At 52.6% G+C, this 23,578-nt stretch carries 19 protein-coding genes and 3 tRNA genes; 6 read left to right on the top strand and 16 right to left on the bottom strand.

Going from position 1 to position 23,578, the window contains the following annotated elements:
• Positions 1-9: 9 nt before the first annotated feature.
• Both ACYX4J_RS06465 and uvrB read right to left on the bottom strand, forming a co-directional pair.
• A tRNA-Val gene (locus ACYX4J_RS06465) sits at positions 10-86 on the bottom strand.
• A gap of 176 nt (positions 87-262) precedes the next feature.
• Complete coding sequence (gene uvrB, locus ACYX4J_RS06460; RefSeq protein WP_476178125.1) at positions 263-2,272, bottom strand: excinuclease ABC subunit UvrB; 2,010 nt, start codon at positions 2,270-2,272, stop codon at positions 263-265.
• Positions 2,273-2,513: 241 nt separating this feature from the next.
• On the opposite strand from uvrB, the gene ACYX4J_RS06455 reads away from it, so the two are divergent.
• Together ACYX4J_RS06455 and ACYX4J_RS06450 are read left to right on the top strand one after the other, a co-directional pair.
• Positions 2,514-2,589 (top strand) — tRNA-Asn (locus tag ACYX4J_RS06455).
• A gap of 46 nt (positions 2,590-2,635) precedes the next feature.
• Positions 2,636-2,711 (top strand) — tRNA-Asn (locus ACYX4J_RS06450).
• Positions 2,712-2,832: 121 nt separating this feature from the next.
• On the opposite strand, the gene ACYX4J_RS06445 is transcribed toward ACYX4J_RS06450, so the two are convergent.
• The 13 genes from ACYX4J_RS06445 to gyrA form a co-directional block, all read right to left on the bottom strand.
• Positions 2,833-4,785, bottom strand: a complete 1,953-nt coding sequence (locus ACYX4J_RS06445; protein ID WP_476178124.1) for a polysaccharide biosynthesis protein — start codon at positions 4,783-4,785, stop codon at positions 2,833-2,835.
• 53 nt (positions 4,786-4,838) lie between these two features.
• The gene (locus ACYX4J_RS06440) at positions 4,839-5,720 is read right to left on the bottom strand and encodes an MraY family glycosyltransferase (RefSeq protein ID WP_476178645.1); all 882 of its coding nucleotides are present in this window, start codon (positions 5,718-5,720) and stop codon (positions 4,839-4,841) included.
• Positions 5,721-6,077: 357 nt separating this feature from the next.
• The gene (locus tag ACYX4J_RS06435; RefSeq protein ID WP_476178123.1) at positions 6,078-6,386 is read right to left on the bottom strand and encodes a ComEA family DNA-binding protein; all 309 of its coding nucleotides are present in this window, start codon (positions 6,384-6,386) and stop codon (positions 6,078-6,080) included.
• A 141-nt stretch (positions 6,387-6,527) separates the two neighbouring features.
• Positions 6,528-7,235 carry an orotidine-5'-phosphate decarboxylase gene (gene pyrF, locus ACYX4J_RS06430; protein WP_476178122.1) on the bottom strand — a complete coding sequence of 236 codons (708 nt, stop codon included), beginning with the start codon at positions 7,233-7,235 and terminating at the stop codon, positions 6,528-6,530.
• 70 nt (positions 7,236-7,305) lie between these two features.
• Entirely contained in the window at positions 7,306-8,499 is a 1,194-nt protein-coding gene (lapB, locus tag ACYX4J_RS06425) for a lipopolysaccharide assembly protein LapB (protein ID WP_476178121.1), read from the bottom strand.
• A gap of 1 nt (position 8,500) precedes the next feature.
• Positions 8,501-8,809 (bottom strand): lipopolysaccharide assembly protein LapA domain-containing protein, encoded by a 309-nt coding sequence (locus ACYX4J_RS06420; RefSeq protein WP_413662669.1) that lies wholly within the window; start codon positions 8,807-8,809, stop codon positions 8,501-8,503.
• Between the two features lie 93 nt (positions 8,810-8,902).
• Positions 8,903-9,211 (bottom strand): integration host factor subunit beta, encoded by a 309-nt coding sequence (ihfB, locus tag ACYX4J_RS06415; RefSeq protein WP_282932044.1) that lies wholly within the window; start codon positions 9,209-9,211, stop codon positions 8,903-8,905.
• A gap of 141 nt (positions 9,212-9,352) precedes the next feature.
• On the bottom strand, positions 9,353-11,032 hold the full coding sequence (gene rpsA / locus ACYX4J_RS06410; protein ID WP_413662670.1) for a 30S ribosomal protein S1: 1,680 nt from the start codon (positions 11,030-11,032) through the stop codon (positions 9,353-9,355).
• Positions 11,033-11,200: 168 nt separating this feature from the next.
• The gene (gene cmk / locus ACYX4J_RS06405; RefSeq protein WP_476178120.1) at positions 11,201-11,890 is read right to left on the bottom strand and encodes a (d)CMP kinase; all 690 of its coding nucleotides are present in this window, start codon (positions 11,888-11,890) and stop codon (positions 11,201-11,203) included.
• A 74-nt stretch (positions 11,891-11,964) separates the two neighbouring features.
• Complete coding sequence (locus tag ACYX4J_RS06400) at positions 11,965-14,196, bottom strand: bifunctional prephenate dehydrogenase/3-phosphoshikimate 1-carboxyvinyltransferase (RefSeq protein ID WP_476178119.1); 2,232 nt, start codon at positions 14,194-14,196, stop codon at positions 11,965-11,967.
• Positions 14,196-15,299, bottom strand: a complete 1,104-nt coding sequence (pheA, locus tag ACYX4J_RS06395) for a prephenate dehydratase (protein WP_282932042.1) — start codon at positions 15,297-15,299, stop codon at positions 14,196-14,198. The genes ACYX4J_RS06400 and pheA overlap by 1 nt, the downstream gene beginning before the upstream one ends.
• A gap of 46 nt (positions 15,300-15,345) precedes the next feature.
• Entirely contained in the window at positions 15,346-16,425 is a 1,080-nt protein-coding gene (gene serC / locus ACYX4J_RS06390) for a 3-phosphoserine/phosphohydroxythreonine transaminase (protein WP_476178118.1), read from the bottom strand.
• Between the two features lie 167 nt (positions 16,426-16,592).
• On the bottom strand, positions 16,593-19,154 hold the full coding sequence (gene gyrA / locus ACYX4J_RS06385) for a DNA gyrase subunit A (protein WP_476178117.1): 2,562 nt from the start codon (positions 19,152-19,154) through the stop codon (positions 16,593-16,595).
• A gap of 192 nt (positions 19,155-19,346) precedes the next feature.
• Between gyrA and ACYX4J_RS06380 the strand changes: the two genes are divergently transcribed.
• The 4 genes from ACYX4J_RS06380 (at position 19,347) to ACYX4J_RS06365 (ending at position 22,923) form a co-directional block, all read left to right on the top strand.
• Positions 19,347-20,672, top strand: coding sequence for a TRZ/ATZ family hydrolase (locus ACYX4J_RS06380; protein ID WP_476178116.1), 1,326 nt, complete (start codon positions 19,347-19,349; stop codon positions 20,670-20,672).
• A gap of 66 nt (positions 20,673-20,738) precedes the next feature.
• Positions 20,739-21,440, top strand: coding sequence for a bifunctional 2-polyprenyl-6-hydroxyphenol methylase/3-demethylubiquinol 3-O-methyltransferase UbiG (gene ubiG, locus ACYX4J_RS06375; protein ID WP_476178115.1), 702 nt, complete (start codon positions 20,739-20,741; stop codon positions 21,438-21,440).
• A gap of 12 nt (positions 21,441-21,452) precedes the next feature.
• Positions 21,453-22,112, top strand: coding sequence for an HAD family hydrolase (locus ACYX4J_RS06370; protein WP_413662676.1), 660 nt, complete (start codon positions 21,453-21,455; stop codon positions 22,110-22,112).
• Between the two features lie 52 nt (positions 22,113-22,164).
• The gene (locus ACYX4J_RS06365) at positions 22,165-22,923 is read left to right on the top strand and encodes a YciK family oxidoreductase (protein ID WP_444897945.1); all 759 of its coding nucleotides are present in this window, start codon (positions 22,165-22,167) and stop codon (positions 22,921-22,923) included.
• A gap of 91 nt (positions 22,924-23,014) precedes the next feature.
• Here ACYX4J_RS06365 and ACYX4J_RS06360 read toward each other — a convergent pair whose 3' ends face one another.
• Positions 23,015-23,323 (bottom strand): hypothetical protein, encoded by a 309-nt coding sequence (locus tag ACYX4J_RS06360; RefSeq protein ID WP_476178114.1) that lies wholly within the window; start codon positions 23,321-23,323, stop codon positions 23,015-23,017.
• Between the last annotated feature and the right edge of the window lie 255 nt (positions 23,324-23,578).

Here is a 23,578-nt window from a genome sequence, read left to right as displayed (position 1 = left end):
TTTGAAAGGTGGTAGACCCGGGCGGATTTGAACCGCCGACCTCTGCCATGTCAAGGCAGCGCTCTAACCAACTGAGCTACGGGTCTAAAGCTCTACAGCGGGGGAACCCTGTGCTGTGAAGAGCGCGAACTTTAGCACCGCTTTTCAGTGTTTTCAACAACTTACTGAACTTTTGTGTGAAATTTTTTAAGAGCGACCAAGCACCAACAAGGCAGTGCGGGACTATCAAAATGTAGATCCAAGTCCCGCCCTTCAGCAAGGATTATTCCACACCTTTTAAGTGAGTAATCTCATCGCGCAATTTTGCCGCTGCTTCAAATTCCAGGTTCTTCGCATGCTGGTACATTTGCTCTTCCAGCTCGGCAATTCGGGCCCAGCGCTGCTTATCGGTAAGGGCCTCGACATCCACCTTGTACTCACCTTTACCCTCGGCAACTTTGCGGCGCCCTTTCTTGGGCACACCGGGGGCCACCGCCCCCTCCAGAATATCCGCCACACTCTTGCGGATACCTTTGGGGGTAATGCCGTGCTCCTCGTTAAAGGCCAACTGCTTCTCACGGCGACGACGAGTCTCTTCGAGTGCTCGCTCCATAGAACCGGTGACTTTGTCCGCGTAGAGAATCGCCCTCCCCTCCAGGTTTCGCGCAGCCCGCCCAATGGTCTGAATCAGCGAACGATCGGAACGGAGAAAGCCCTCTTTATCGGCATCGAAAATTGCCACTAGGGCAACTTCCGGCATATCCAGGCCTTCTCGCAGCAAGTTAATGCCAACTAGCACGTCAAACTCACCGATACGCAGGTCCCGGATAATCTCCACCCTCTCGACAGTATCAATATCGGAGTGTAAGTAGCGGACACGAACACCACTTTCGGAGAGATATTCAGTCAGATCTTCCGCCATCCGCTTGGTCAATACGGTAATCAGTACTCGCTGATCGGCATCCACACAACGGTGAATTTCAGACAGGGCATCATCTACCTGGGTCAATGCTGGGCGAACTTCGACTTCCGGGTCCACCAACCCTGTCGGGCGAACCACCTGCTCGACCACTTGCCCCGCATTCTCTTGCTCATAGGCCCCTGGGGTTGCGGACACAAAAACCGTCTGGGGTGCCAACCCCTCCCACTCTTCAAACTTGAGAGGACGATTGTCCAGGGCTGATGGCAGACGAAAGCCATACTCCACCAAAGTTTCCTTGCGCGACCGGTCTCCACGATACATACCGCCGATTTGCGGCACTGTCACGTGACTCTCATCGATAAATAACAGTGCATCATTGGGCAGGTAATCAAAAAGCGTGGGCGGCGGCTGACCAATACCGCGACCGGAGAGGTAGCGGGAATAGTTCTCTACGCCATTGCAGTAGCCAAGCTCCTGCATCATCTCCACATCGTAGCGGGTACGCTGATCTAGCCGCTGCGCTTCGACCAGCTTGTTGTTTCCACGCAGTTGCTCGAGGCGCCCTCGCAGCTCATCTTTGATTTCATCGATAGCACTGACGATGGTCTCTCGCGGCGTCACATAGTGACTCTTGGGGAAGATAGTGACGCGGGGCACCTTCTTGATCTGCTCTCCAGTGAGAGGGTCAAATATGGTGATCTCTTCGATCTCTTCATCAAAAAGAGACAGGCGCACCGCTTCCAAATCGGAGTCTGCCGGGTAGATATCGATAATATCGCCGCGCACCCGGTAAGTAGCGCGACGGAAATCTGCATCATTGCGGGTGTATTGCAGTTCAGCAAGGCGCCTGAGGATAGTACGTTGGTCAACGAGATCCCCGCGATCCAGATGCAGGACCATCTTCAAATATTTGTCGGGGTCACCCAAACCGTAAATTGCCGAAACTGTGGCGACCACAACCACATCGCGCCGCTCAATAAGTGCCTTGGTGGCCGAGAGGCGCATCTGCTCGATATGCTCGTTTACGGATGCATCCTTTTCGATAAAGGTGTCCGAAGAGGGAACGTAAGCCTCCGGCTGGTAGTAGTCGTAGTAAGAGACAAAATACTCCACCGCATTCTTCGGGAAAAACTCTTTAAACTCCCCGTAGAGCTGAGCCGCCAGTGTCTTATTGTGGGCCATCACAATGGCCGGCCGCTGCAGGCGCTCAATAATATTCGCCATAGTGAAGGTCTTACCCGAACCGGTAACACCCAGCAGCGTTTGATGGCTCAGACCATCATCAATTCCTTCTGACAACTGCTCTATCGCCAGAGGCTGATCGCCCGCTGGCTGATACTTGGATTCCACCTTAAAAGGTCGCGACTCCATACACTTCCCCCAACCGCTTAATCATTCATGCAACACAGGATTGTAGGCTGTCGTCATACGACCCACAATTACAAGAGAATAGCGTCCTACCCTTCCTAACTCTGACCTGCGGCATTTTGCGCATGACCCCAAAAAATAATTTCCTGACAAATCAATTAGTTAAAGATGAAAAAAGGGGTTGACCTGTTCGGAAGTGCTCTATAATATACGCGCCATCTCAACGGCACAGCCGAAAAGATATTCCGCCTTAGCTCAGTTGGTAGAGCAAATGACTGTTAATCATTGGGTCGCTGGTTCGAGCCCAGCAGGCGGAGCCAAATTTAAAAGCGCAGCTTAATTTGCGCTCTATAAATTAGATTAAATTCCGCCTTAGCTCAGTTGGTAGAGCAAATGACTGTTAATCATTGGGTCGCTGGTTCGAGCCCAGCAGGCGGAGCCAAACAAAAGCCCGGATAGATTCCATCTATCCGGGCTTTTTCTTTTCTGCTCAAATATTTTTAATCTATATGGAGGTTGTGAGATAGCGGCCAACCGTATTAGTTAGCCGCCCAAAATATACACTAGCGGGAGCCAGCCTCCCCAGCTAAAGGCAACCTCTCCACAGTCGCCCCTCCACTCGCCTTACGTACCTGCCCCTGCCTCGACCAGACAACATCGACCAGCCCCTGCTTGGGTGAATAGCCTTTTACTGCCCGACATAAAATCCTGCGGACCTGCTCGCAATCATGAGAGCCGCACGCATCCCTAAGCTCTGAAACCAGAAGCTGCAAAGCCTCGCTATCCAGACGCTCCTCTTCGGCGCGCATAATCATTGGGTGGTCCGTGCCCAGCACGTTATCCCCCAACAACAATTCTTCGTACAACTTCTCCCCAGGACGCAATCCAGTGAGCAGGATTTCAATATCGCCATCAGGGTTCTCTTCATCCCTTACCGTGTGCCCCATCAAGCGAATCAAGCGCTCAGCCAGATCGTAGATGCGCACCGGCTCGCCCATGTCGAGAACAAATACATCCCCATTGCGCCCCATACTCCCAGCCTGCAATACCAGCTGAGCCGCCTCAGGAATCGTCATAAAGTAACGGGTTACTTTTGAGTGGGTCACAGTTACCGGACCACCGGCATTGATCTGATCCGTGAACAGGGGAATTACTGAACCGGAAGAGCCGATAACATTGCCAAACCTAACCATACATACGCGCATTTTATTAAAACGGCGACCAAAATCCTGGCAAATCAGCTCAGCAAATCTCTTAGTGGCTCCCATAACATTGGTTGGCCGGACAGCCTTATCAGTAGAGATAAGAACAAACTGCTCAACCCCATGCTGCTCTGCGGCCTCGAGCACGGAGAGGGTACCCAGGACATTATTGTCGGCACCAATAACGACATTCTGCTCAACCAAGGGCACATGCTTGTATGCGGCCGCATGGTAAATTGTATGCACGGAGAAGCCCTGGATGATTTCCGCCATACGCTCGGTGTTGCGCACATCACCAAGCAGCGCGGTTACTTCAAACTGAACCCCGTCATCCTGATGCTGCTGTCGCAGCTCGCGCTCTATCTGATAGAGGGCATATTCAGAGGACTCAACAACAACCAACCTAGCAGGCTTCCATTGCGATATCTGCCGGCACAATTCCGACCCGATTGACCCGCCAGCACCAGTGACCAAAACCACCTTGCCGCTGATGGAGCCAGAAACGAGCTCCTTTTGTGGCTCAACAGGGGCGCGCCCCAAGATATTTTCATAGGTTTGTGTGACATCCTCTGCTCGCCCCACACCGTCGAGCAGCTCCTCCACCCCAGGAATCGCCTTCACCACTAGGCCTCGCTCTCTGAGCGCCTTGGTTATCTCCCTGCGCCGCCGCCGGGGCACTCCCGGCATAGCCAAAATAACTTCTGCAATATCTTTACCCGCAACCACCTCAAGAATGTCCGCAGGGTTGTACACAAGCAGCCCATCAATAAAGGTCTTTTGTTTGGAGGCGTTATCATCAAAAAAAGCAACGGGCTTATATAGCTGCCCGTGAACCAGCGCCTTATACATTTGCAGGCCCGCAGTACCAGCACCATAAATGGCCACCCGGGTTTTATGAATCTCAAGTGCTGTCTGATAGTAAAGGCGGACCAACCAGCGGGACCCACCAACCGCAATAAATGCAAAGCACCAGTAGATAACAGGGACAGAGCGGGGAACCCCTGCCGTAGTCAGGTAAGAAAAGAGCGCCAACATCACGGCAGAAAGAGTGACCCCTTGCAGAACCGCGATGATAGCTTTTTGACCCATGTACCGAATAATCGTCCGGTACAAACCGAGCCGCAAGAAAATAAAACTAGTAGCAACTAATGTTAACCCCAAGCAAGCAAACATTCGCCACTCAAGAAGTTGTGCGACGCCATTGAGCCGGATTGCCATAGCCAGCAGAAAGGCCAAACTTAACATCAGCATATCAAATGCCAACATCAATACCGGCTTCTGGATTCTCTTTACGCCTCGCCAAACCCTTGTCACATGACTCCCCGAAATCTACCTACAAACAAAAAACCATCCTCTATAGAGGTTACTCAGATCTTCTCAAATACGGCGACCGCTAATGCCACTGAAGAGAAGAGCACCATCACACCCAACTGCACTACGAGCGCTTTTTTTACTCCAACCCGAATTGCATATCTTTGATAAAAGTGCTCGCGATGAGCCTCCCACCAACGCTGACCGTCCAACATTCGCTTTAATAACGTGTAAGTAGCATCCAGCCAAAAAGGTGCAAATATAACCACCGGCATCCAAAGCCCAAACGCTCCCCGTTGCCAGCCATACAAACTGACAGCAACCACCGCCAAACCTATACCTGTTGAGCCGGCATCGCCCAAAAAAATCTTCGCTGAAGGCCAATTGAAGACCAAAAAAACAGATGCACAAACAGCCAACAGCGCACAGAGCCAAGCTAGCTCAGCATCTCCATTTAAAGCGCAAACCAACCCCAGAGAAGAAAAGCCGATGAGCGTCATTGACCCCGCCAAGCCATCCATCCCATCCATAAAGTTATAGAGGTTGATAGCCCAGGCTCCAGCCAAAATGAATATTGGGTAGAGCCACCAGTCCAACCTTCCCGGTAGCGCAATTAACAGCAAGGCCACCGCCAGAAGATGAGCTGAAAAGCGAAAATGTATAGCCACACTCCTCAGGTCATCTAGGGCGGACACCGCTAACAGTAACGCAAACGCCCCCAACACCAACGGAGACAAATCAAGCGGGCTAGCAACTACCGCGACCAAGCAGCCAAGCAGGAAAGCCCACCCACCTGTACGAGGAACCGGCACTGAGTGCATCGAACGATTATTTGGTATGTCGAGCGCAAAATTGCGCATTCTTACAATAAACACCGATGTAGCGCCATAGCTTGTAACCACAGCAAGCAACAGTGGAATTACCCACTCCCAAGCCACACTACTCAACCAACCAACCCCTTATCACTTTCACGCAAGCCAACCCCTCCAGCCACTCTTAACACAGACAAATATTTGCACCGCAAGCAATTACAACTTTCTACACACCCCTAAAGGAAAACCCTAGAGGTCGTCCAAGCAGAGAACATTCGCTAATGATTAAAGGAAGATCAGAGCGGGGGGCAGAACACAATAAATTACGAGGCTTTGTGACTGATGTAATCCAAGTATTACATCTTACCGGGGAAAGCAGTTGAACGGTACCAAGGGGGCTCATCTATCGCGACTCTCTTGTCTATCAACTCAAAACCCCGACCGGAGGCAACTATGGACCTACCAGTCGGGACCCGTAAATCTTCAGAGCCGAATTATACCCCTGTTCTTGTCCAGGGTTGCTGCACCTACACCTTTAACATTCAACAACTGCTCTACAGATGTGAACGGGCCGTGCTCTTCTCGATACTCAACTATCAGTTGCGCTCGCGCCTCACCAATGCCATCCAATTTCTCAGCAAGCTCAGCGACTGAAGCACTATTAACATTGACTGACAGCTCAACCTCCCTGGCATCAACACTCTCCAACTCCTCCGCATATGTAGGGGGATTTAGAAAGAGCGAAACAGCGAGTGCAAAAACAACAGAAAACAATCGGTAGGTCAATTTCATGGTCAACTCCCAGTGAATTATCAGTTTCACTTTGGGACTACAATTACCTCCCCTAAGCAACGCCATGATATCAACAGGCGACTTTCTGTCGGCTCAGGCCTAATTACACATCATTACAAGCTACGAAGCAAGATAACCATCCTAATCTGCCACTTCAGCCAGTACTGACTTTAGGGCCGCTAGGGGTTCAGGAGCCGCAGTGATGGGGCGACCCACAACCAAATAGTCAGCACCTTGCGCCAAAGCTTCAGCAGGCGTCAAAGTACGCCGCTGATCCCCAGCATCAGAGCCTGCGGGGCGAATTCCCGGCGTCACCAGGGAGAAATCGGCCCCGCATTCACTGTGCAGCAGTTGAGCCTCCCGTGCGGAGCAGACTACACCATCGAGGCCGCAGGATTTAGCTTGAGAGGCTAGGTGCAACACCTGCTTTTCCAGCGGAGCAGCCACACCAACTGCAGCCAATTCCTCTGCAGTTGTGCTGGTAAGTACGGTAACCGCAATTAATAGAGGCTTATCTTCGCCAAATTCCCGCAGAGCCTCAGCAGCAGCCGACATCATCCGCTCACCGCCACTTGCGTGAACATTGACCATCCATACCCCCAATTTCGCAGCAGCTTTAACGGCCTTTGCAACAGTATTGGGGATATCGTGAAATTTAAGGTCCAGAAATACCTGGAAGCCCCGGTCAACCAGAGTTTTCACCAGGTCTGGACCAGCGGCAGTAAACAGCTCCTTACCAACTTTGACCCGACACAGCGACGGATCGAGCTGATCTGCCATTGCAAGTGCAGACTCAGCATTGTCGTAATCCAGAGCAACGATAACCGGAGAAGAAACTTTAGACTGCAAGAAAAACCTCATTTATTTCAAAAACCGTCCCGACCAGGCCGTCAGCCCGATGAGCAGGACAAGCATTACTTTACTCGCCCTCAATCCCCTTAACGGAGCGCACCGAATCCCAGTGTTTGCAGCTCGGACACAACCAGTGCAGCTGATTGCCCGAAAACCCACAATTGCTACACCGGTAGTGAGGGCGGCTCGCTATTAGCTGATCAATAAGCGTCTTGAGCAGAGAGAGATTCTCTCTCGCCCTACCCTCTGTACTATCTATATGCAGATCGAGAAAGCGTCCCAACCCCCTCAAAGACGGGCGCAGCGCCAGCTGCTTCCCCATAAATGCAGCCGCTGCAGCCTCACTATCCTGCTGCTGAATGCGCTCAGTTAGAGCAATCAATACACTATTAGAGGGGTGCTCTTTCAACAGAGATTCAAGATAGCGATCCAAGCCCTTGCCATCCCCTAAATCCCCATAACAAGTAATCAACAACTCAAGGATTTCAGGAATATAGTCCGGACTCTGCTTAGGGATCCGCTGCAAAACCTTAATGGCCTCTCTTGGCTTGCTAAGCAGATATTCGAGGCGACCCCACAGCAAATTTGCCCGCACTGAGCTGCGCTCATAACTCAGAGCAGAATCGATATGTTTCCTCGCACTTAAGTAATCCTTTGCCGCTATCGACTCCTCTGCCAATTCGCAACAAAAATGAGCCTGAACCGGGGCCCAGTCAGCCGAAAGGCGTTTGAACCGTCGACCATGCAATAGGTTTACAGCATGGATCGCTTTAGCCCACTCCCTTTCATCCCGATAGACTTCAATCAGACGTTCCAGGCTAACAGCCTTTAACTCCTGAGAGGTCTCAACCAGCTCTTGTAGCAGACGTTCAGCTCTATCCAGCCAGCCAGCAGAAATATAGTCACAGGCAAGTTCAAGTTGAGCTTTGTTTTGACTAACTCTGGACAAGCTCGGGCGCCCGAGTAAATTTTGATGGACTCGAATCGCCTGATCGTACTCCCCTCTTCGGCGCAACAGACTTCCAAGAGCCAGGTGGGTGTCAAAAGTAGCCTGACTTACTTCCAAAGAGTCAATAAATTTATCGATGGTATCGTCGTGGCGCTCACTCAATAAATAGTTCAAACCCTGGGCATAAGACCTCACCAGCGCATGCTCTTGCTCACTATAATCCGCCACTTTCTTTTTGGCGCTGCCTCGCCCCAGCACCCAGCCGATCGCGATTGCCGCAAGCAGGAAAAAGAAATAGGTAAAATCGAGCAAATCAGTCTCCAGAAGCCTTGCGGTGGGCGGTGTGTAATTCCCGCTCCATTTTCTTCAATTGCTTCTCGAGCGACCGCACTTGGCGACGCTTGGCATAAACAGGCTGCAGACTAACGACAAAACCCAGCAACAACCCCAGCAACAAGAAACCAATCAACCAAAAGCCTACACTTCCCGCCGGCAGTTGATAGCCCACAATATTTGGCTTGATAGTCTCCGGATTGGCAACTGCGAAATAAATCCCCAAAGCAATGCAAAGCAGGGCGACGACCCCATAGACGATGCGTGTCAGCCAACGCAAAAATGACAAGGGAACCTCCACGTTCCACAAAAAACTTTATCGATTAACGACGAAGCTCACCCCGATTAATGGCAGTATTCACACTGCTGCCAGGGAGTCTAATCATACTTCGATACTCGCCTCATCGTGCATACTTCGATTCACTCTGTCGCGCAACTCTTTGCCAGGCTTGAAATGCGGGACATATTTCCCGGCGAGATCAACCGCGTCCCCAGTTTTGGGATTCCGGCCCGTACGCGGGGCTCGATAGTGAAGAGAAAAGCTACCAAAGCCGCGTATCTCTATACGTTCACCCTGAGACAGGGCATCTGACATGGTGTCGAGCACCACTTTTACCGCCAGCTCTACATCCTTAACTGGCAGCTGATCCAACCTCAACGCAATCCTTTCGATCAGTTCGGACTTGGTCATGCGCTCCGCAACCTTTGTAAGTCATTGATTATTCTGGAGTAGAGCACCAATCATCTAATAGAAAGCCGGACTGGGCAACCCCAGTCCGGCTTTCGGGTCGCTCCAAATGATCCATTTGGAGCTATGAACACTCAAAGACGATTAGTCTTTGTTATTCATTTGAGCCTTAATCAGGTCACCGATAGTAGCGGGCTGAACTTGTTCAGACTGCTTCTTGCTGTGATCCTTGATAGCTTGCTTCTCGTCGTCCTGGTCTTTGGCTTTGATAGACAGGCTGATCACGCGGTTCTTGCGATCCACGCTGGTGATCTTAGCTTCTACTTCTTCGCCTTCTTTAAGGACGTTGCGAGCATCTTCAACCTTGTCGCGGCTGATTTCAGAAGCGCGCAGTACGCCTTCTACTTCGTCCGCCAGGGTGATTACTGCTTGCTTAGCGTCAACTTCCTTAACAGTACCTACAACGATGCTGCCGCGATCGCTGGTGGTAACGTAGTCGGAGAACGGATCAGACTCCAACTGCTTGATGCCCAGGGAGATACGCTCACGCTCGGAATCGATGCCCAGGATAACAGTCTCGATTTCGTCGCCTTTCTTGAACTTGCGAACAGCTTCTTCGCCAGCTTCGTTCCAGGAGATGTCGGACAGGTGAACCAGACCGTCGATGCTGCCGTCGAGACCAATGAAGATACCGAAGTCAGTGATGGACTTGATCTTACCGGAGATCTTGTCGCCCTTAGCGAATTTACGCGCGAAGGCATCCCACGGATTTTCCTGGCACTGCTTGATACCCAGGGAGATACGACGACGCTCTTCGTCGATATCCAGGATCATCACCTCTACCTCGTCGCCAACCTGGACAACTTTGGACGGGTGAATATTCTTGTTGGTCCAATCCATTTCGGAAACGTGTACCAGACCTTCCACACCTTCTTCCAGCTCGGCAAAGCAGCCGTAGTCGGTCAGGTTGGTTACAACCGCCTTCACGCGGCTGTTCTCTGGGTAACGCTGCTTGATGGATACCCAAGGATCTTCGCCCAACTGCTTCAGGCCAAGGGATACACGGCTGCGCTCGCGGTCGAACTTCAGTACTTTTACTTCGATCTCGTCGCCAACGTTCACGATCTCGCTCGGGTGCTTGATGCGCTTCCAAGCCATATCGGTGATGTGCAGCAGGCCGTCGATACCGCCCAGGTCTACGAAAGCACCGTAGTCGGTCAGGTTCTTCACGATACCCTTGACGCTCATGCCTTCCTGCAGGCTTTCCAGCAGAGCTTCACGCTCTTCGGAGGTGGCAGCTTCCATAACGGCGCGGCGGGAAACAACTACGTTGTTGCGCTTGGAGTCCAGCTTGATAACTTTGAACTCGAGCTCTTTACCTTCCAGGTGCGCAGTGTCGCGAACCGGACGAACGTCAACCAGAGAGCCGGGCAGGAACGCACGGATATTGGCAACATCAACAGTAAAGCCACCTTTAACCTTACCGCTGATAACACCTTTAACCACTTCGTCAGCTGCGTGAGCTGCGTCGAGGATTTTCCAGGCTTCAGCGCGCTTGGCTTTTTCGCGGGACAGACGGGTTTCACCGAAACCGTCTTCTACAGCTTCCAGGGCAACCTGAACTTCGTCGCCCACCTGCAGCTCAACTTCACCTTTATCGTTGGCGAATTGTGCAGCAGGGATAACGCCTTCAGACTTCAGGCCCGCGTGAACGGTAACCCAGTCTTTATCTACGTCGATTACAACACCAGTAACAATTGCGCCCGGTGCCATTTCAACGCTTTTCAGGCTCTCTTCAAATAGATCAGCAAAGCTCTCGCTCATTACATTACCTATAGTGCTGGGTCCAGCCGTTGGTAACTGTTAAGTCTAGTCAACCGCCAGCCGCGACCCCAACCGCGCTGCCAGCACGCGGGTCGGATTACGATAACGGCCGGGCGATTCTGGCTGATCCCGGCCGCTGTCGTTAGAAAACTATTTATTGCCCAAACTTCAGGGTGAAATACGGTCCTGAACCAAATCGAGCACTTTTCCGAGGACTTCATCAATACCCACCCCCGTACTATCCAGCTCAACCGCATCCTCAGCGGGAGCCAGGGGGGAGGCTTTTCTGTTCATATCCTGTGCATCTCGGGCACGGATGTCCTCCAGCAGGTCGCGGAGGCTAACAGAAACCCCCTTCTCCTGCAACTGAGCGAAACGCCTGTTAGCGCGCTCCTCAGCGCTGGCGGTTAGGTAAACCTTGACCGGCGCGTCGGGAAACACGGTAGTGCCCATATCCCGACCATCGGCAACCAAGCCGGGGGCTTGACGGAAGTCCCGCTGGCGCTGCAGCAGCGCTGCCCGCACTCCGGGAATTGCCGCGACCTTGGAAGCGGCCATGCTTACCCGCTCCATACGGATATCTGCGGTGACGTCACTCTCTTCCAGCCACACCTGCAACTGACCGGCACTCACGGTAAAGCGCACATCGAGATCTTTCGCCAATTCGGTCAGCAACTTGTCATTGGAGAGGTCAACTTCCTTATTAAGTGCGGCCAAAGCTGCAGCCCGATAAAGGGCCCCGGAGTCCAACAAGGAAAATTTCAGGCGATCAGCCAAAAGCTTTGCAATGGTCCCCTTGCCCGAACCACTGGGACCATCAATGGTAACTACTGGTGGCAACCCGTTTGTATCACTCATATTATCTATACAACTCAACATCTCTGGCGGATGCGCTCAAACGAATCACAACCGCCCAAACTTGAATGTCCGTGTCACGCCAACTGCAACTTGAGACCCGCGCCCGTTGCCAGTTCGGCAAAGTTCGGGAATGAGGTCGCCACATTGGCGCAGTGAAGGATGCGGATTGTATCCTTTGCGCGCAGCGATGACACTGCAAACGCCATAGCAATACGGTGATCCCCCAAGCTATCGACGGTGCCTCCAGAAAATACCGCACCCTCTTTGCAGCCCTGGATCACGATACCGTCCGGTGTTGGCTCAGCTTTTACCCCAAGTGCAATCAAGCCATTTGCCATCGCCTGAATCCGGTCGCTCTCTTTGACCCGCAACTCCTCCGCACCAGTCAGGACGGTCTCACCTTCTGCACAAGCTGCCGCAACAAACAATGCAGGAAACTCATCAATCGCCAGGGGTACCTGATCCTCAGGGATGCGAATTCCCTTCAAGGGCGCATAGCGAACACGAATATCCGCCACCGGCTCACCGCCCACTTCGCGCATATTCAGCAATTCGACATTTCCGCCCATTGCACGGAGGATATTGACAACCCCATCGCGGGTGGGATTGATCCCCACATGCTCCAGCACAACATCGGAACCGGGAGAGATAGCGGCAGCAACCATAAAGAATGCGGCTGAAGAAATATCGGCAGGCACATCGATGCGACAGGATTTCAGTGAGCCACCGCCCACCAACTTAGCCTGAGCACCATCCCGCTCCACCTTATAACCAAAGCCCTGCAGCATGCGCTCGGTATGATCTCTAGTAGGCGCCGGCTCAACGGTAGACGTTTGACCCTCACTATAGAGCCCAGCCAGCAATACCGCTGATTTCACCTGGGCACTGGCCATCGGCAGCGGGTAATCGATCCCTTTCAACGCACTCCCCCCCTTAATCAAAAGCGGCGGACGACCTTCCGGGCCAGTCTCAATATTTGCACCCATCTCACGCAGGGGGTTAGCCACGCGATTCATCGGGCGCTTTGACAGGGACTCATCGCCAGTGAGTGTTACGTCGAAATCCTGCCCGGCAAGCAATCCAGCCAACAGGCGCATGGAGGTCCCAGAGTTACCGAGATATAGCGGTCCGGGCGGTGCCTGCAAGCCATTAAGACCCACGCCATGAATTACAACCCGACCGTTGTCCGGCCCCTCAATTACGACCCCCATATCGCGGAAAGCCTGCAGGGTTGCCAGTGCATCCTCACCCTCCAGGAAGCCCTCAACTTCTGTAACTCCCTCGGCCAGGGAGCCCAGCATAATAGAGCGGTGCGACATGGATTTGTCCCCCGGCACCCTGAGCTTGCCATTCACAGCCTCGCCCGGCTGCACGATAAAAGTAATCTCTTGTTCTTGCATAGGTTCCGAATACGCTTGTTTTGCCAACATTTTGGTAAAGTGATCCCTTGCCGCTTTGGCGCGGGTAAAAACCCCCATCAGGGCAGCGCTATCACCGGAGGCAATAGCGTCTCGCAGGGAAGAAAGGTTGAGACTGTATAGGTCGATGGCCTTTAAGATGGCATCCCGATTGGCGAGCATAATATCTCGCCACATCACCGGGTCACTGGAAGCGATACGAGTAAAGTCACGGAAGCCTCCCGCCGCATAGCGGAAGATATTTTCGTTTTCCGCATCGTGGGCCAAAGTGTCCACAAGGCTATAAGCGATGACATGGGGAAGATGGCTCGTAGCAGCCAGAACCTCGTCGTGCTCCTCCACTGACATTGTCAGGGGCTCAGCTCCTACGGCCTGCCATGCTCGCTCCACGAGCTGCAAATGAGCAGCCCCTGTATTCGCAAGCGGCGTCAGGATAATGCGATGATCCCTATAGAGGTCATCTCTCGCCGCAGTAACACCACTTTTTTCAGAACCAGCGATTGGGTGCCCTGGCACCAGAAAATCTGGAGCACTTCCCCACACTTTTTCTGCCGCTGTCACCACGCTACCTTTTACGCTGGCGCCATCTGTCACCGTGACTCCCACCGGCAGGTATTCTTTCAGCTGCGCGAATACAGACTCAATTGCCAGTGTCGGCACAGCCACAAACACTAAATCGCCCGGCTCCAGCTGCGGCAATACCAGCTCGAGATTGGTACTGGCCCGATCAACAATACCGAGCGCCCTGGCTTCATCGCAGACGCTCTCTTCCAGAGCGACCCCGATAACCTCTCTGCAAGCCCCGGCAGCTTTCAGTGCAAGGGCAAAACTCCCCCCAATTAAACCGATCCCAACAACCAGCAGTCGGCCAATTTGAGCTTGCGCCATCACAGCACTCCGCGAGGGTAGGAACCCAGCACTTTCAAATCTGAGGCACAGCCTCCAACCTCTTTTAGCGCCTCAGCAATTCCCTGGGTATCGCGGTGGCCGCTAAAATCGATAAAGAACACATAGGTCCAATTACCAGACTGCGATGGCCGGGTCTCTACCCGGGTCAAATCGACGCTGTAGCGACGAAACGGCTCCAGGAGATCGTGCAGAGCACCTGGCTCATTGCGCATTGATACCATCAATGAGGTCTTATCATCCCCACTCGCAGGCACTTGCTGGGTACCAATAATCAAGAAGCGGGTGGAATTATCCGGGCGATCTTCTATTTTCTCCGACAGCACCTTCAACCCATAGAGTTCCGCTGCCATATCGCCAGCTATCGCCGCAGCATTCCACTCACCCTTAACGCGCTTGGCCGCATCCGCATTGCTGGCAACCGCCACACGCTCCACATTGGGATAATGGGCATCAAGCCACTTGCGGCACTGCGCCAGGCTCTGCGCATGGGAATAAATACGAGTGATTGACTCTGGGCGCGTTACATCTGAGATCATCAAGTGATGATGGATACGCAGTTCCACCTCACCGCAGATACTCAGGTTGGAGTGCATAAAGTTGTCCAGGGTGTGGTTGATCACCCCTTCGGTAGAGTTTTCTACCGGCACAACACCGTAACTGACGGCACCTGCTTCTACCTCACGGAAAACTTCATCAATTGCCGCCAGCGGCCGGCTCTGGGCAGAGTTGCCGAAGTGCTTTAATGCCGCCTGCTGGGTAAAGGTACCCTCAGGGCCCAGGTAGGCCACCTTGACGGGCTCTTCCAAGGCCAGGCAGGCCGACATAATTTCGCGAAACAGTCGCGCCATTTCTTCATCAGTCAGCGGACCATTATTGCGCTCCATAGCCTTGCGCAGCACTTGTGCTTCACGCTCCGGCCGATAATAGAGAGCATCCTCGCCAGTAGCTTTCTTAACCTCTGCAACCTCCAGGGCGCAGCGAGCCCGCTCACTAATTAAGCGAGCAATCTCTCCATCAATACTGTCGATCTGATTGCGCAGCTCCAGCAGTCGCTGGTCGCCACTCACAGTTTCCTCTGCCATTCGTTTATCTACTTTCTCTAGAAATCATCAAGATTGAATTAACCGCCTAAGCCTTGCGCGCTTCAAAATCCGCCATAAATGCCACAAGCGCTTCCACTGCCTCCATGGGAACGGCGTTATATAGCGACGCCCGCATACCACCCACAGAGCGGTGCCCCTTTAAGCTCAACAAACCCGCTTCTTCTGACTCAATCAAAAACTGCTTATCCAGGCGGTCGTCAGCCAACACAAAGGGCACATTCATACGGGAGCGACTTCCCTCCTCAACCGGACTGGAGAAAAAGTCACTGCTGTCGAGGAAGTCGTACAGCATTTTGGATTTGGCATCGGCCTGCTTAGCCATCGCATCAACACCCCCCTGATCTTTCAACCACTGGAAGACAAGACCAGATAAGTACCAAGCGAAAGTAGGTGGCGTGTTATCCATAGAGCCCGCTTCTGCAGCCACCTTCCAGCTCAAACTGCGAGGAATATTTTCCAGTGAGCGATCGAGTAAATCATCCCGAATCAAGGCTACAGCGATACCTGAGGGGCCAATATTTTTCTGCGCACCGGCATAGATAACACCGAACTTTTCCACCTCAATCGGTTGAGACAAAATAGTTGAGGACATATCCGCCACTAGCGGGCACTTCACTTCCGGCACATAGCCAAACTCAACACCGCCAATCGTCTCGTTGGGGGTATAGTGGAAATAAGCCGCATCCCCACTCGACTGCCAACTGTCTGCCGCAGGTGCATAGCTGAAGTTGCGATCCTCACTGGATGCAACCACATTTACCTCACCGTAGCGGCGAGCTTCTTTAATCGCTTTGGCCGCCCAACTACCGGAGTGTATAAATTCAGCTTTGGATGAACCGGCACCGAGAAGATTCCAGGGCACGGCACTGAATTGTCCAGTTGCCCCACCCTGAAGAAACAACACTTTGTAGTTGCTCGGCACACTGAGCAGATCGCGGAGGTCCTGCTCGGCCCGCTCAGCTACTTCAACAAACTCTGGAGAGCGGTGGCTGACCTCCATTACAGAGCAACCGAGCCCTTGCCAATCGAGCAACTCCCTTTGCGCCCGCTCCAGCACGGGCTGCGGTAAAGCGGCAGGGCCTGCACAGAAATTAAACTTCCTCATGAGTTGATTTCCACAATACAAAAAAGGTTTCAAATACAACTAGATGTGTCTACGCACAAATTGCCATTCAGGGGGATAGATATCGCGCCTTTAGCGTTTTTCGTGGGAGCCAAAGGCAAGAAAGGCCGCGATAAACGCAGCCTTTCTTAGTGGTCTGGAGCGGTGGGTCACTCTTCCCCACCGTTTTCTTCACCGTCATCTTCGGTCTCTTCAATGCGACCGAGACCAACCAGCTTCTCGCCAGTCTTCAGGCGAATCACTCGCACCCCCTGCGTGTTGCGCCCAAGTACAGAGACTTCATCAACACGGGTACGCACCAGAGTGCCCTGATCGGAGATCAACATCATCTCCTCACCTGGGTGCACCTGACAGGCCCCAACCAAGGCACCGTTACGTTCACTTTCCGCGATCGCAATAACACCCTGGGTACCGCGCCCCTTGGTGGGGAATTCGCTGATAGCCGTGCGCTTACCGTAACCATTCTCAGTAGCCATCATCACAGAGCCACCCTCTTCAGGGATAACCATAGCGATAACCTGCTGACCTTCCTGCATACGAATACCGCGAACACCACGGGAAACACGGCCCATAGAGCGCACATTGGACTCGGAGAAGCGCGCTGCCTTACCGGCGCTGGTAAACAGCGCTACATCGCGCTCACCATCGGTAATCGCAGTGGCTACCAGGCGATCGCCCTCCTCCAATTCAATTGCACGTAAACCAACACTGCGGGGGCGGGCAAAAGCGGTGAGGGGGGTTTTCTTCACGGTGCCATTGGCAGTGGTGAAGAAGATAAAGTGATTTTCGTCGTACTCGGACACCGGCATCATGCTACTGATACGCTCACCCTCTTCCAGGGGCAGCATATTAACCATTGGGCGACCACGAGAGGCTCGGCCAGCAGTGGGCACTTCGTAGACTTTCAGCCAGTACACCTTGCCCTTATTGGAGAAGCACAGAAGGGTGTCATGGGAGTTGGCGATCAATAGATGCTCGACGAAGTCCTCGTCTTTTACTTGGGTCGCGGATTTACCCATACCGCCACGGCGCTGGGCCTGGTAATCGGTTAGAGGCTGGCTCTTGGCGTAACCACCGTGGGAGATAGTTACTACCTTGTCTTCCGGGGTAATCAGGTCTTCAACGGTCAGATCCTGGCGAGACGCAACGATATCGGTACGACGTTCATCGTTAAAGTCCTTTGACAGCTGCTCTAACTCTTCGCGGATCACTTCCATCAGACGCTCGAAACTACCGAGGATATGCAGATATTCAGCAATCTGCTCCAGTCGATCCTGGTATTCTGCCAGCAGCTTGTCGTGCTCCATGCCCGTCAGGCGGTGCAGGCGCAATTCAAGAATTGCCTGAGCCTGGGCCGGGGACAAGTAGTAAGAGTTGTCGCGCAAACCAAATTCTTGCGGCAGATCATCTGGACGGCAGGCATCAGCACCAGCCCGCTCCAGGAACTGCTGTACATTGCCCACAGGCCAGCCTTTAGCCAGCAACGCCTCGCGGGCATCTGCCGGTGTGGCGGAAGATTTGATCAGCTCGATTACCGGATCGATATTGGCGATGGCAATCGCCAGACCTTCCAGAATATGACCGCGCTCGCGGGCTTTGCGCAACAGGTAGACCGTACGACGGGTAACGACTTCCTGGCGGTGGCGAATAAAGTGCTCGAGCAGCTCTTTGAGGTTCAATACCTTGGGCTGGCCATCGACCAGGGCTACCATATTGATACCGAAGACGCTTTCCAGCTGGGTCTGGGAATAGAGGTTATTCAGAACCACATCACCCAGCTCTCCCCGCTTAAGCTCAATCACTACGCGCAAGCCGTCTTTGTCGGACTCGTCGCGCAGCTCAGAGATACCCTCGATCTTTTTCTCTTTTACCAGCTCAGCAATACGCTCGATCAAGCGCGCCTTATTCAGCTGGAAGGGGATCTCAGTAATGATGATGGTTTCGCGATTGGTCTTGTCATCGCGGATCACATCTGCTTTGGCACGCACATAAATGCGCCCACGGCCAGTGCGGTAGGCAAGGAGAATACCGGCGCGGCCATTGATGATGGCGCCCGTGGGGAAGTCCGGCCCGGGGATGTACTCCATCAGGTCGTCGACGGTCAACTCGGAATTATTGATCAGAGCCAGACAAGCCTTGATCACCTCACCCAGGTTATGGGGAGGGATATTGGTGGCCATGCCCACCGCAATACCGGAGGAACCATTGACCAAGAGGTTCGGCACACGTGAAGGCAATACCTCCGGCATTTGCTCAGAACCATCGTAGTTATCGACAAAATTAACAGTTTCTTTATCGAGGTCGGACAGCAGCTCGTGGGCCAACTTATCCATACGAATCTCGGTGTATCGCATGGCAGCTGGACTGTCACCATCGATAGAACCGAAGTTACCCTGGCCATCTACCAAGGTGTAACGCATAGAAAACGGCTGCGCCATACGCACAATAGTGTCGTAGACCGCAGTGTCTCCGTGCGGGTGATATTTACCGATTACATCACCAACGACACGCGCTGATTTCTTGTAAGGTTTATTCCAGTCGTTTTTAAGCTCGCTCATCGCGTAGAGCACGCGGCGGTGTACCGGCTTGAGGCCATCGCGTACATCCGGCAGTGCGCGCCCGACAATCACGCTCATGGCATAGTCGAGATAAGACTGCTTGAGTTCTTCTTCGATATTAATCGGAGAGATTTCTTTGGCTAATTCGCCCATGGCTTACGGCGTTCCTTTTATAGCGCGGGCGTACGTACTGTGCCCGGGATAAGCGGGCGATTCTACCATAGTTTGAGATGTTTGGAGCCGCAGGACTCGGAGATATCCAACTGCGGCACAAACCACAGTTGTCGCCCCCATTGACTGCGGCTACAGTAAAACACCCCCACAGCAGCCACCAGATAACTCCTCATGCAACAAGCTGTCGATACCCTGATCCACGCACGCTGGATCATACCCGTCGTACCCGAGAAAAAAGTGTACGAAAATTGTTCACTCGCAATAGAAAAGGGCAAAATCTCTGCCCTGGTACCCACAGCTGAGGCCTCAATTCGTTTTAGGGCAACAGATGAAGTCGACCTGGGGCAACACGCACTAATTCCAGGGTTAATTAATACTCACAACCATGCGCCCATGACGCTATTGCGCGGCTACGCTGATGACCGCCCCCTTAAAGAGTGGCTGGAGCAGCACATCTGGCCGACAGAGCAACGCTGGGTAGGTCCGCAATTTGTAGCTGACGGCAGCCGGCAAGCGATTGCCGAGATGCTGCGCTCTGGTACTACTACTTTTTCTGATCAGTACTTCTTCCCGGAAGCCGTCGCCATTGCTGCGCGGGAGAGCGGAATCAGGGCCCATATCGCCTTCCCCGTGCTGGATGCCCCAACCCCCTGGAGCCGCAATAGCGATGAGGCCCTGCACAAAGGATTGGCGTTACGCGATGATTACCGTGCGCACGATCGAATTGAGGTGGTATTTGCACCCCACGCCCCCTATACCGTGGGAGATAAAACACTGGAAAAAATTGCAGTCTGCTCTGCCGAAGCGCAGATCCCCATGCAAATGCACCTCCACGAGACCCACGCTGAAGTTGAAAGCGCCCTGAACGCTACTGGAGAGAGGCCCACCGAGCGGCTATTCCGCCTTGGGCTGCTGGGGCCGCAGACACTTTGTGTACATATGGTGGCCACCAACCAGCGAGATATTGAGCTAGTGAGTTCAAGTGGCGCCCATGTTTCTCACTGCCCATCATCTAATCTCAAGCTCGCCTCAGGCTTCTGCCAAGCCTATGACATGCTGGAAGCCGGCATCAACGTATCCCTTGGCACCGATGGCGCTGCGAGCAATAACACCCAAGACTTGTTCTCCGAAGCCAACACAGCCGCACTACTGGCAAAAGCTGTTAGCGGGAACGCAACAGCCCTACCCGCGCATCAGACACTGAGCATGGCGACCATCAACGGAGCCAAAGCACTGGGAATAGAAGATATAACCGGAAGCCTGGAGGTAGGTAAAAGCGCAGACATTGCTGCCATCAATCTCGGCGGTCTAGAACAGCAGCCTTTGCATGACCCAGTGTCCCAGTTGATTTATGCCAACGGAGGACACAATGTCAGTGATGTCTGGGTTGCCGGGCGACAACTTTTAAAGGAGCGCCAGCTACAAACCTTAAACGAAACTGAGGTTATCCAGCGGGCGCAAATATGGCGTGATAGAATCAGCGGAAATTTACGCTAGATAACTGATTCCGGCTTAATCACTGAAAAATGCCGGTTACGAGCGACGGAGTTTGCAGAGAAGTTCATGAGCAATGTAGATCCCTCAGAAATCGCCAAATTTGAGCAACTTGCCAGCCGCTGGTGGGACAAGGAAGGCGAGTTCAAACCACTACACGAAATCAATCCACTGCGTGCAAATTACATTGACGGGCATGCTCCGGTTGCCGGTAAGAAGCTCCTCGATGTGGGCTGCGGTGGCGGCATCCTGGCTGAAGCCATGGCGCAGAGGGGAGCCGATGTCACTGGTATCGATCTAGGGGAAGCCCCACTCAATGTCGCCAAACTCCACGCCCTCGAAAGTGGCGTCAGCGTCAATTATCGCAAAGTGGCAGTAGAGGAACTCGCAGAAGAAGCGCCCGAGAGCTTTGATATTGTTACCTGCCTGGAGATGCTTGAGCATGTACCAGATCCCTCTTCTGTCATTCGCGCCTGCGCGAAACTTGTAAAACCTGGCGGCAAACTATTTTTCTCTACGATCAACCGCACCCCTAAAGGGTGGCTGTTTGCCGTAGTCGGAGCAGAATATGTCCTACGCTTACTGCCCAAGGGCACTCATGAATACAGTAAGTTTATCCGCCCCTCAGAAATGGGCGCCTGGCTGCGCGATGAGTCCCTGGAAGCGCACGATATAACCGGTATGACTTATAACCCGGTTACCCGAAGCTACAAATTGAACCCCCGGGATGTCGACGTCAATTATTTGATGTATGCCAGCAAACCAGAATAAGTGAACTGCAAAATGAAAGCCGTTTTATTTGACCTGGATGGTACCCTGCTTGATACAGCGCCAGATTTTATTGTTGTATTAAATCAACTGCGCCAACAGGAGCAGTTACCTCCACTGCCTGACGAGACGATCCGGGGAACTGTATCCAATGGTTCCAGGGCGCTGGTCACATTGGGGTTTAACAAAGAAGAAGGTGACCCCGCCTTCCCAGGATTACTGCAAAGGTTGCTGGACCTCTACTTGGCACATCTTGCAGAGAAGACGACCACTTTCCCCGGTATCGACAACCTGCTCGACAACCTGGTTGAAAAAAACCTTCCCTGGGGGATTGTCACCAATAAACCGGAGGCCTACACCACTCCTCTGATGGAAGCCTTTACCCATCTACCGCCAGCCTCTGCAATTGTTTGCCCTGACCACGTCAGCAAATCCAAGCCGGACCCCGAGCCCCTATTTTTAGCCTGCAGCCAGATTGGCTGCGCTCCCGCTGAAGCAATTTATATCGGCGACCACAAGCGCGATATCATCGCCGGCCAAAAGGCTGGTATGCCAACTATCGCTTGCGGGTATGGTTATATTGACTCTACAGATAACCCCGCCAATTGGGGGGCAGACCACCTGGTAAATTCCGCCAATGAAATTTGGCCCCTTTTAGAACAACACTATTTTTGAAACTTGAAGTAATACCGGGCACCCAAGCCCGGTGACAGTATCGGGATATTTCATGTCAGACTTTGTTGGCGACTATCAAGCGCCCTCCGACCTATTAAAGAGCAAAATTATTCTTATCACCGGTGCCGGAGACGGCATAGGTAAAACTGCAGCAAAGACTTTTGCTGCTCACGGGGCGACAGTAATTTTGCTGGGCCGTACAACCCCCAAGCTAGAAGCTGTCTATGACGAAATCGAGGCTGCCGGCGGACCACAGCCGGCTATTTTCCCCATGGACCTGGGCGCGGCAAAAATAGAGGATTTCGAGAGCCTTGCAGAAGCTATTCGCAACGAGTTTGGTCGCCTGGATGGACTCCTGCACAATGCCGGCCTACTCGGGCAACGCACCCCTATCGGCAATTACAATTTCAACACTTGGCAACAAGTAATGCAGGTGAATGTTAATGCAGCGTTTGGACTAACAAAGGCAATGTTGCCTCTGCTAGAGGAATCAGAAGCAGGCTCTGTTGTCTTTACAAGCTCCAGCGTTGGGGTTAAAGGGAGAGCCTATTGGGGGGCCTATTCAGTATCGAAGTTTGCCACTGAAGGGCTCATGCAGGTACTCGCCGATGAACTGGAAGGGGTTTCCAATACCCGGGTCAACTCCCTAAATCCAGGGGCAACCCGTACATCAATGCGAGCAACTGCCTACCCAGCAGAAAACCCTCAGTCGGTAACCTCTGCAGAAGATATTATGCCCACCTACCTCTATTTAATGGGTAGAGACAGTAACGGAGTTAGTGGGAAGCACTTCAGCGCTCAGAAAAAATAGATACCCTGTCTCCTGGACAAGAATCCGGGCTTCGGTCTCGGACGCTTGTCCATGCAGCTCTTGATTGGCATCGTACTCGATAGCTAATTAACTATTCACCGAAGCCCTTTTCATCACCATCTTTTGCACCTGAGCTCTCTCCAACTGGCGGCATATGCTCCGGAGCATCGGCAAATACATCACCTTCAAACTCCATCATATGCGAGCCATCAAACAACTCTATATCTTGAGCGTCTCCCGAGTATTGGTTGTAGTCAACAGACTGATCATCACGCTCACTAAGCATGATCTCCACAGCATAAGCTGCAGACCGATCAGACACCGCGAGACTTATTCCTTCGCAAGACACATACCCAATCACAACAGCAAGCAATGCTGCAGGTGTTAGCAACCCCTTCATCTTTCCACCCCTGGATAGTTAAATTTTATGGTTTATTGATTATTGATTATTGATAGTTTTCAGGCTTTAGAGGGATAGTTAGTCATCCCCCAACTACAATCCTGTCTCAGTATCTCAAATAAATTAGCCTTAAAGCTGCTTCTCAGGTCATCTGTGCTATTGCGCAAATTCTTTCATGTTGGCAAGCTGAAAAGTGTGAGCGTTTTCCCAAATCTATTTGTTCATGCCGACTATGTCAGGCAGAATAAAAGTCAT

The sequence above is a fragment of the Microbulbifer sp. ABM4_008 genome, assembly GCF_056311705.1.
Note: the sequence above shows the minus strand (reverse complement) of the source record. Positions and strands in the feature narration are given on the sequence as shown.

Bases quoted from the DNA above. Each gene is read 5' to 3' on its own strand.
- ACYX4J_RS06400 (WP_476178119.1), bottom strand. From the start codon at position 14,196: ATGGCGCAAGCTCAAATTGGCCGACTGCTGGTTGTTGGGATCGGTTTA.
- ACYX4J_RS06435 (WP_476178123.1), bottom strand. From the start codon at position 6,386: ATGAAATTGACCTACCGATTGTTTTCTGTTGTTTTTGCACTCGCTGTT.
- serC (WP_476178118.1), bottom strand. From the start codon at position 16,425: ATGAGGAAGTTTAATTTCTGTGCAGGCCCTGCCGCTTTACCGCAGCCC.
- ACYX4J_RS06380 (WP_476178116.1), top strand. From the start codon at position 19,347: ATGCAACAAGCTGTCGATACCCTGATCCACGCACGCTGGATCATACCC.
- ihfB (WP_282932044.1), bottom strand. From the start codon at position 9,211: ATGACCAAGTCCGAACTGATCGAAAGGATTGCGTTGAGGTTGGATCAG.
- gyrA (WP_476178117.1), bottom strand. From the start codon at position 19,154: ATGGGCGAATTAGCCAAAGAAATCTCTCCGATTAATATCGAAGAAGAA.
- cmk (WP_476178120.1), bottom strand. From the start codon at position 11,890: ATGAGTGATACAAACGGGTTGCCACCAGTAGTTACCATTGATGGTCCC.
- uvrB (WP_476178125.1), bottom strand. From the start codon at position 2,272: ATGGAGTCGCGACCTTTTAAGGTGGAATCCAAGTATCAGCCAGCGGGC.
- ACYX4J_RS06370 (WP_413662676.1), top strand. From the start codon at position 21,453: ATGAAAGCCGTTTTATTTGACCTGGATGGTACCCTGCTTGATACAGCG.
- ubiG (WP_476178115.1), top strand. From the start codon at position 20,739: ATGAGCAATGTAGATCCCTCAGAAATCGCCAAATTTGAGCAACTTGCC.
- rpsA (WP_413662670.1), bottom strand. From the start codon at position 11,032: ATGAGCGAGAGCTTTGCTGATCTATTTGAAGAGAGCCTGAAAAGCGTT.
- ACYX4J_RS06365 (WP_444897945.1), top strand. From the start codon at position 22,165: ATGTCAGACTTTGTTGGCGACTATCAAGCGCCCTCCGACCTATTAAAG.
- ACYX4J_RS06360 (WP_476178114.1), bottom strand. From the start codon at position 23,323: ATGAAGGGGTTGCTAACACCTGCAGCATTGCTTGCTGTTGTGATTGGG.
- pheA (WP_282932042.1), bottom strand. From the start codon at position 15,299: ATGGCAGAGGAAACTGTGAGTGGCGACCAGCGACTGCTGGAGCTGCGC.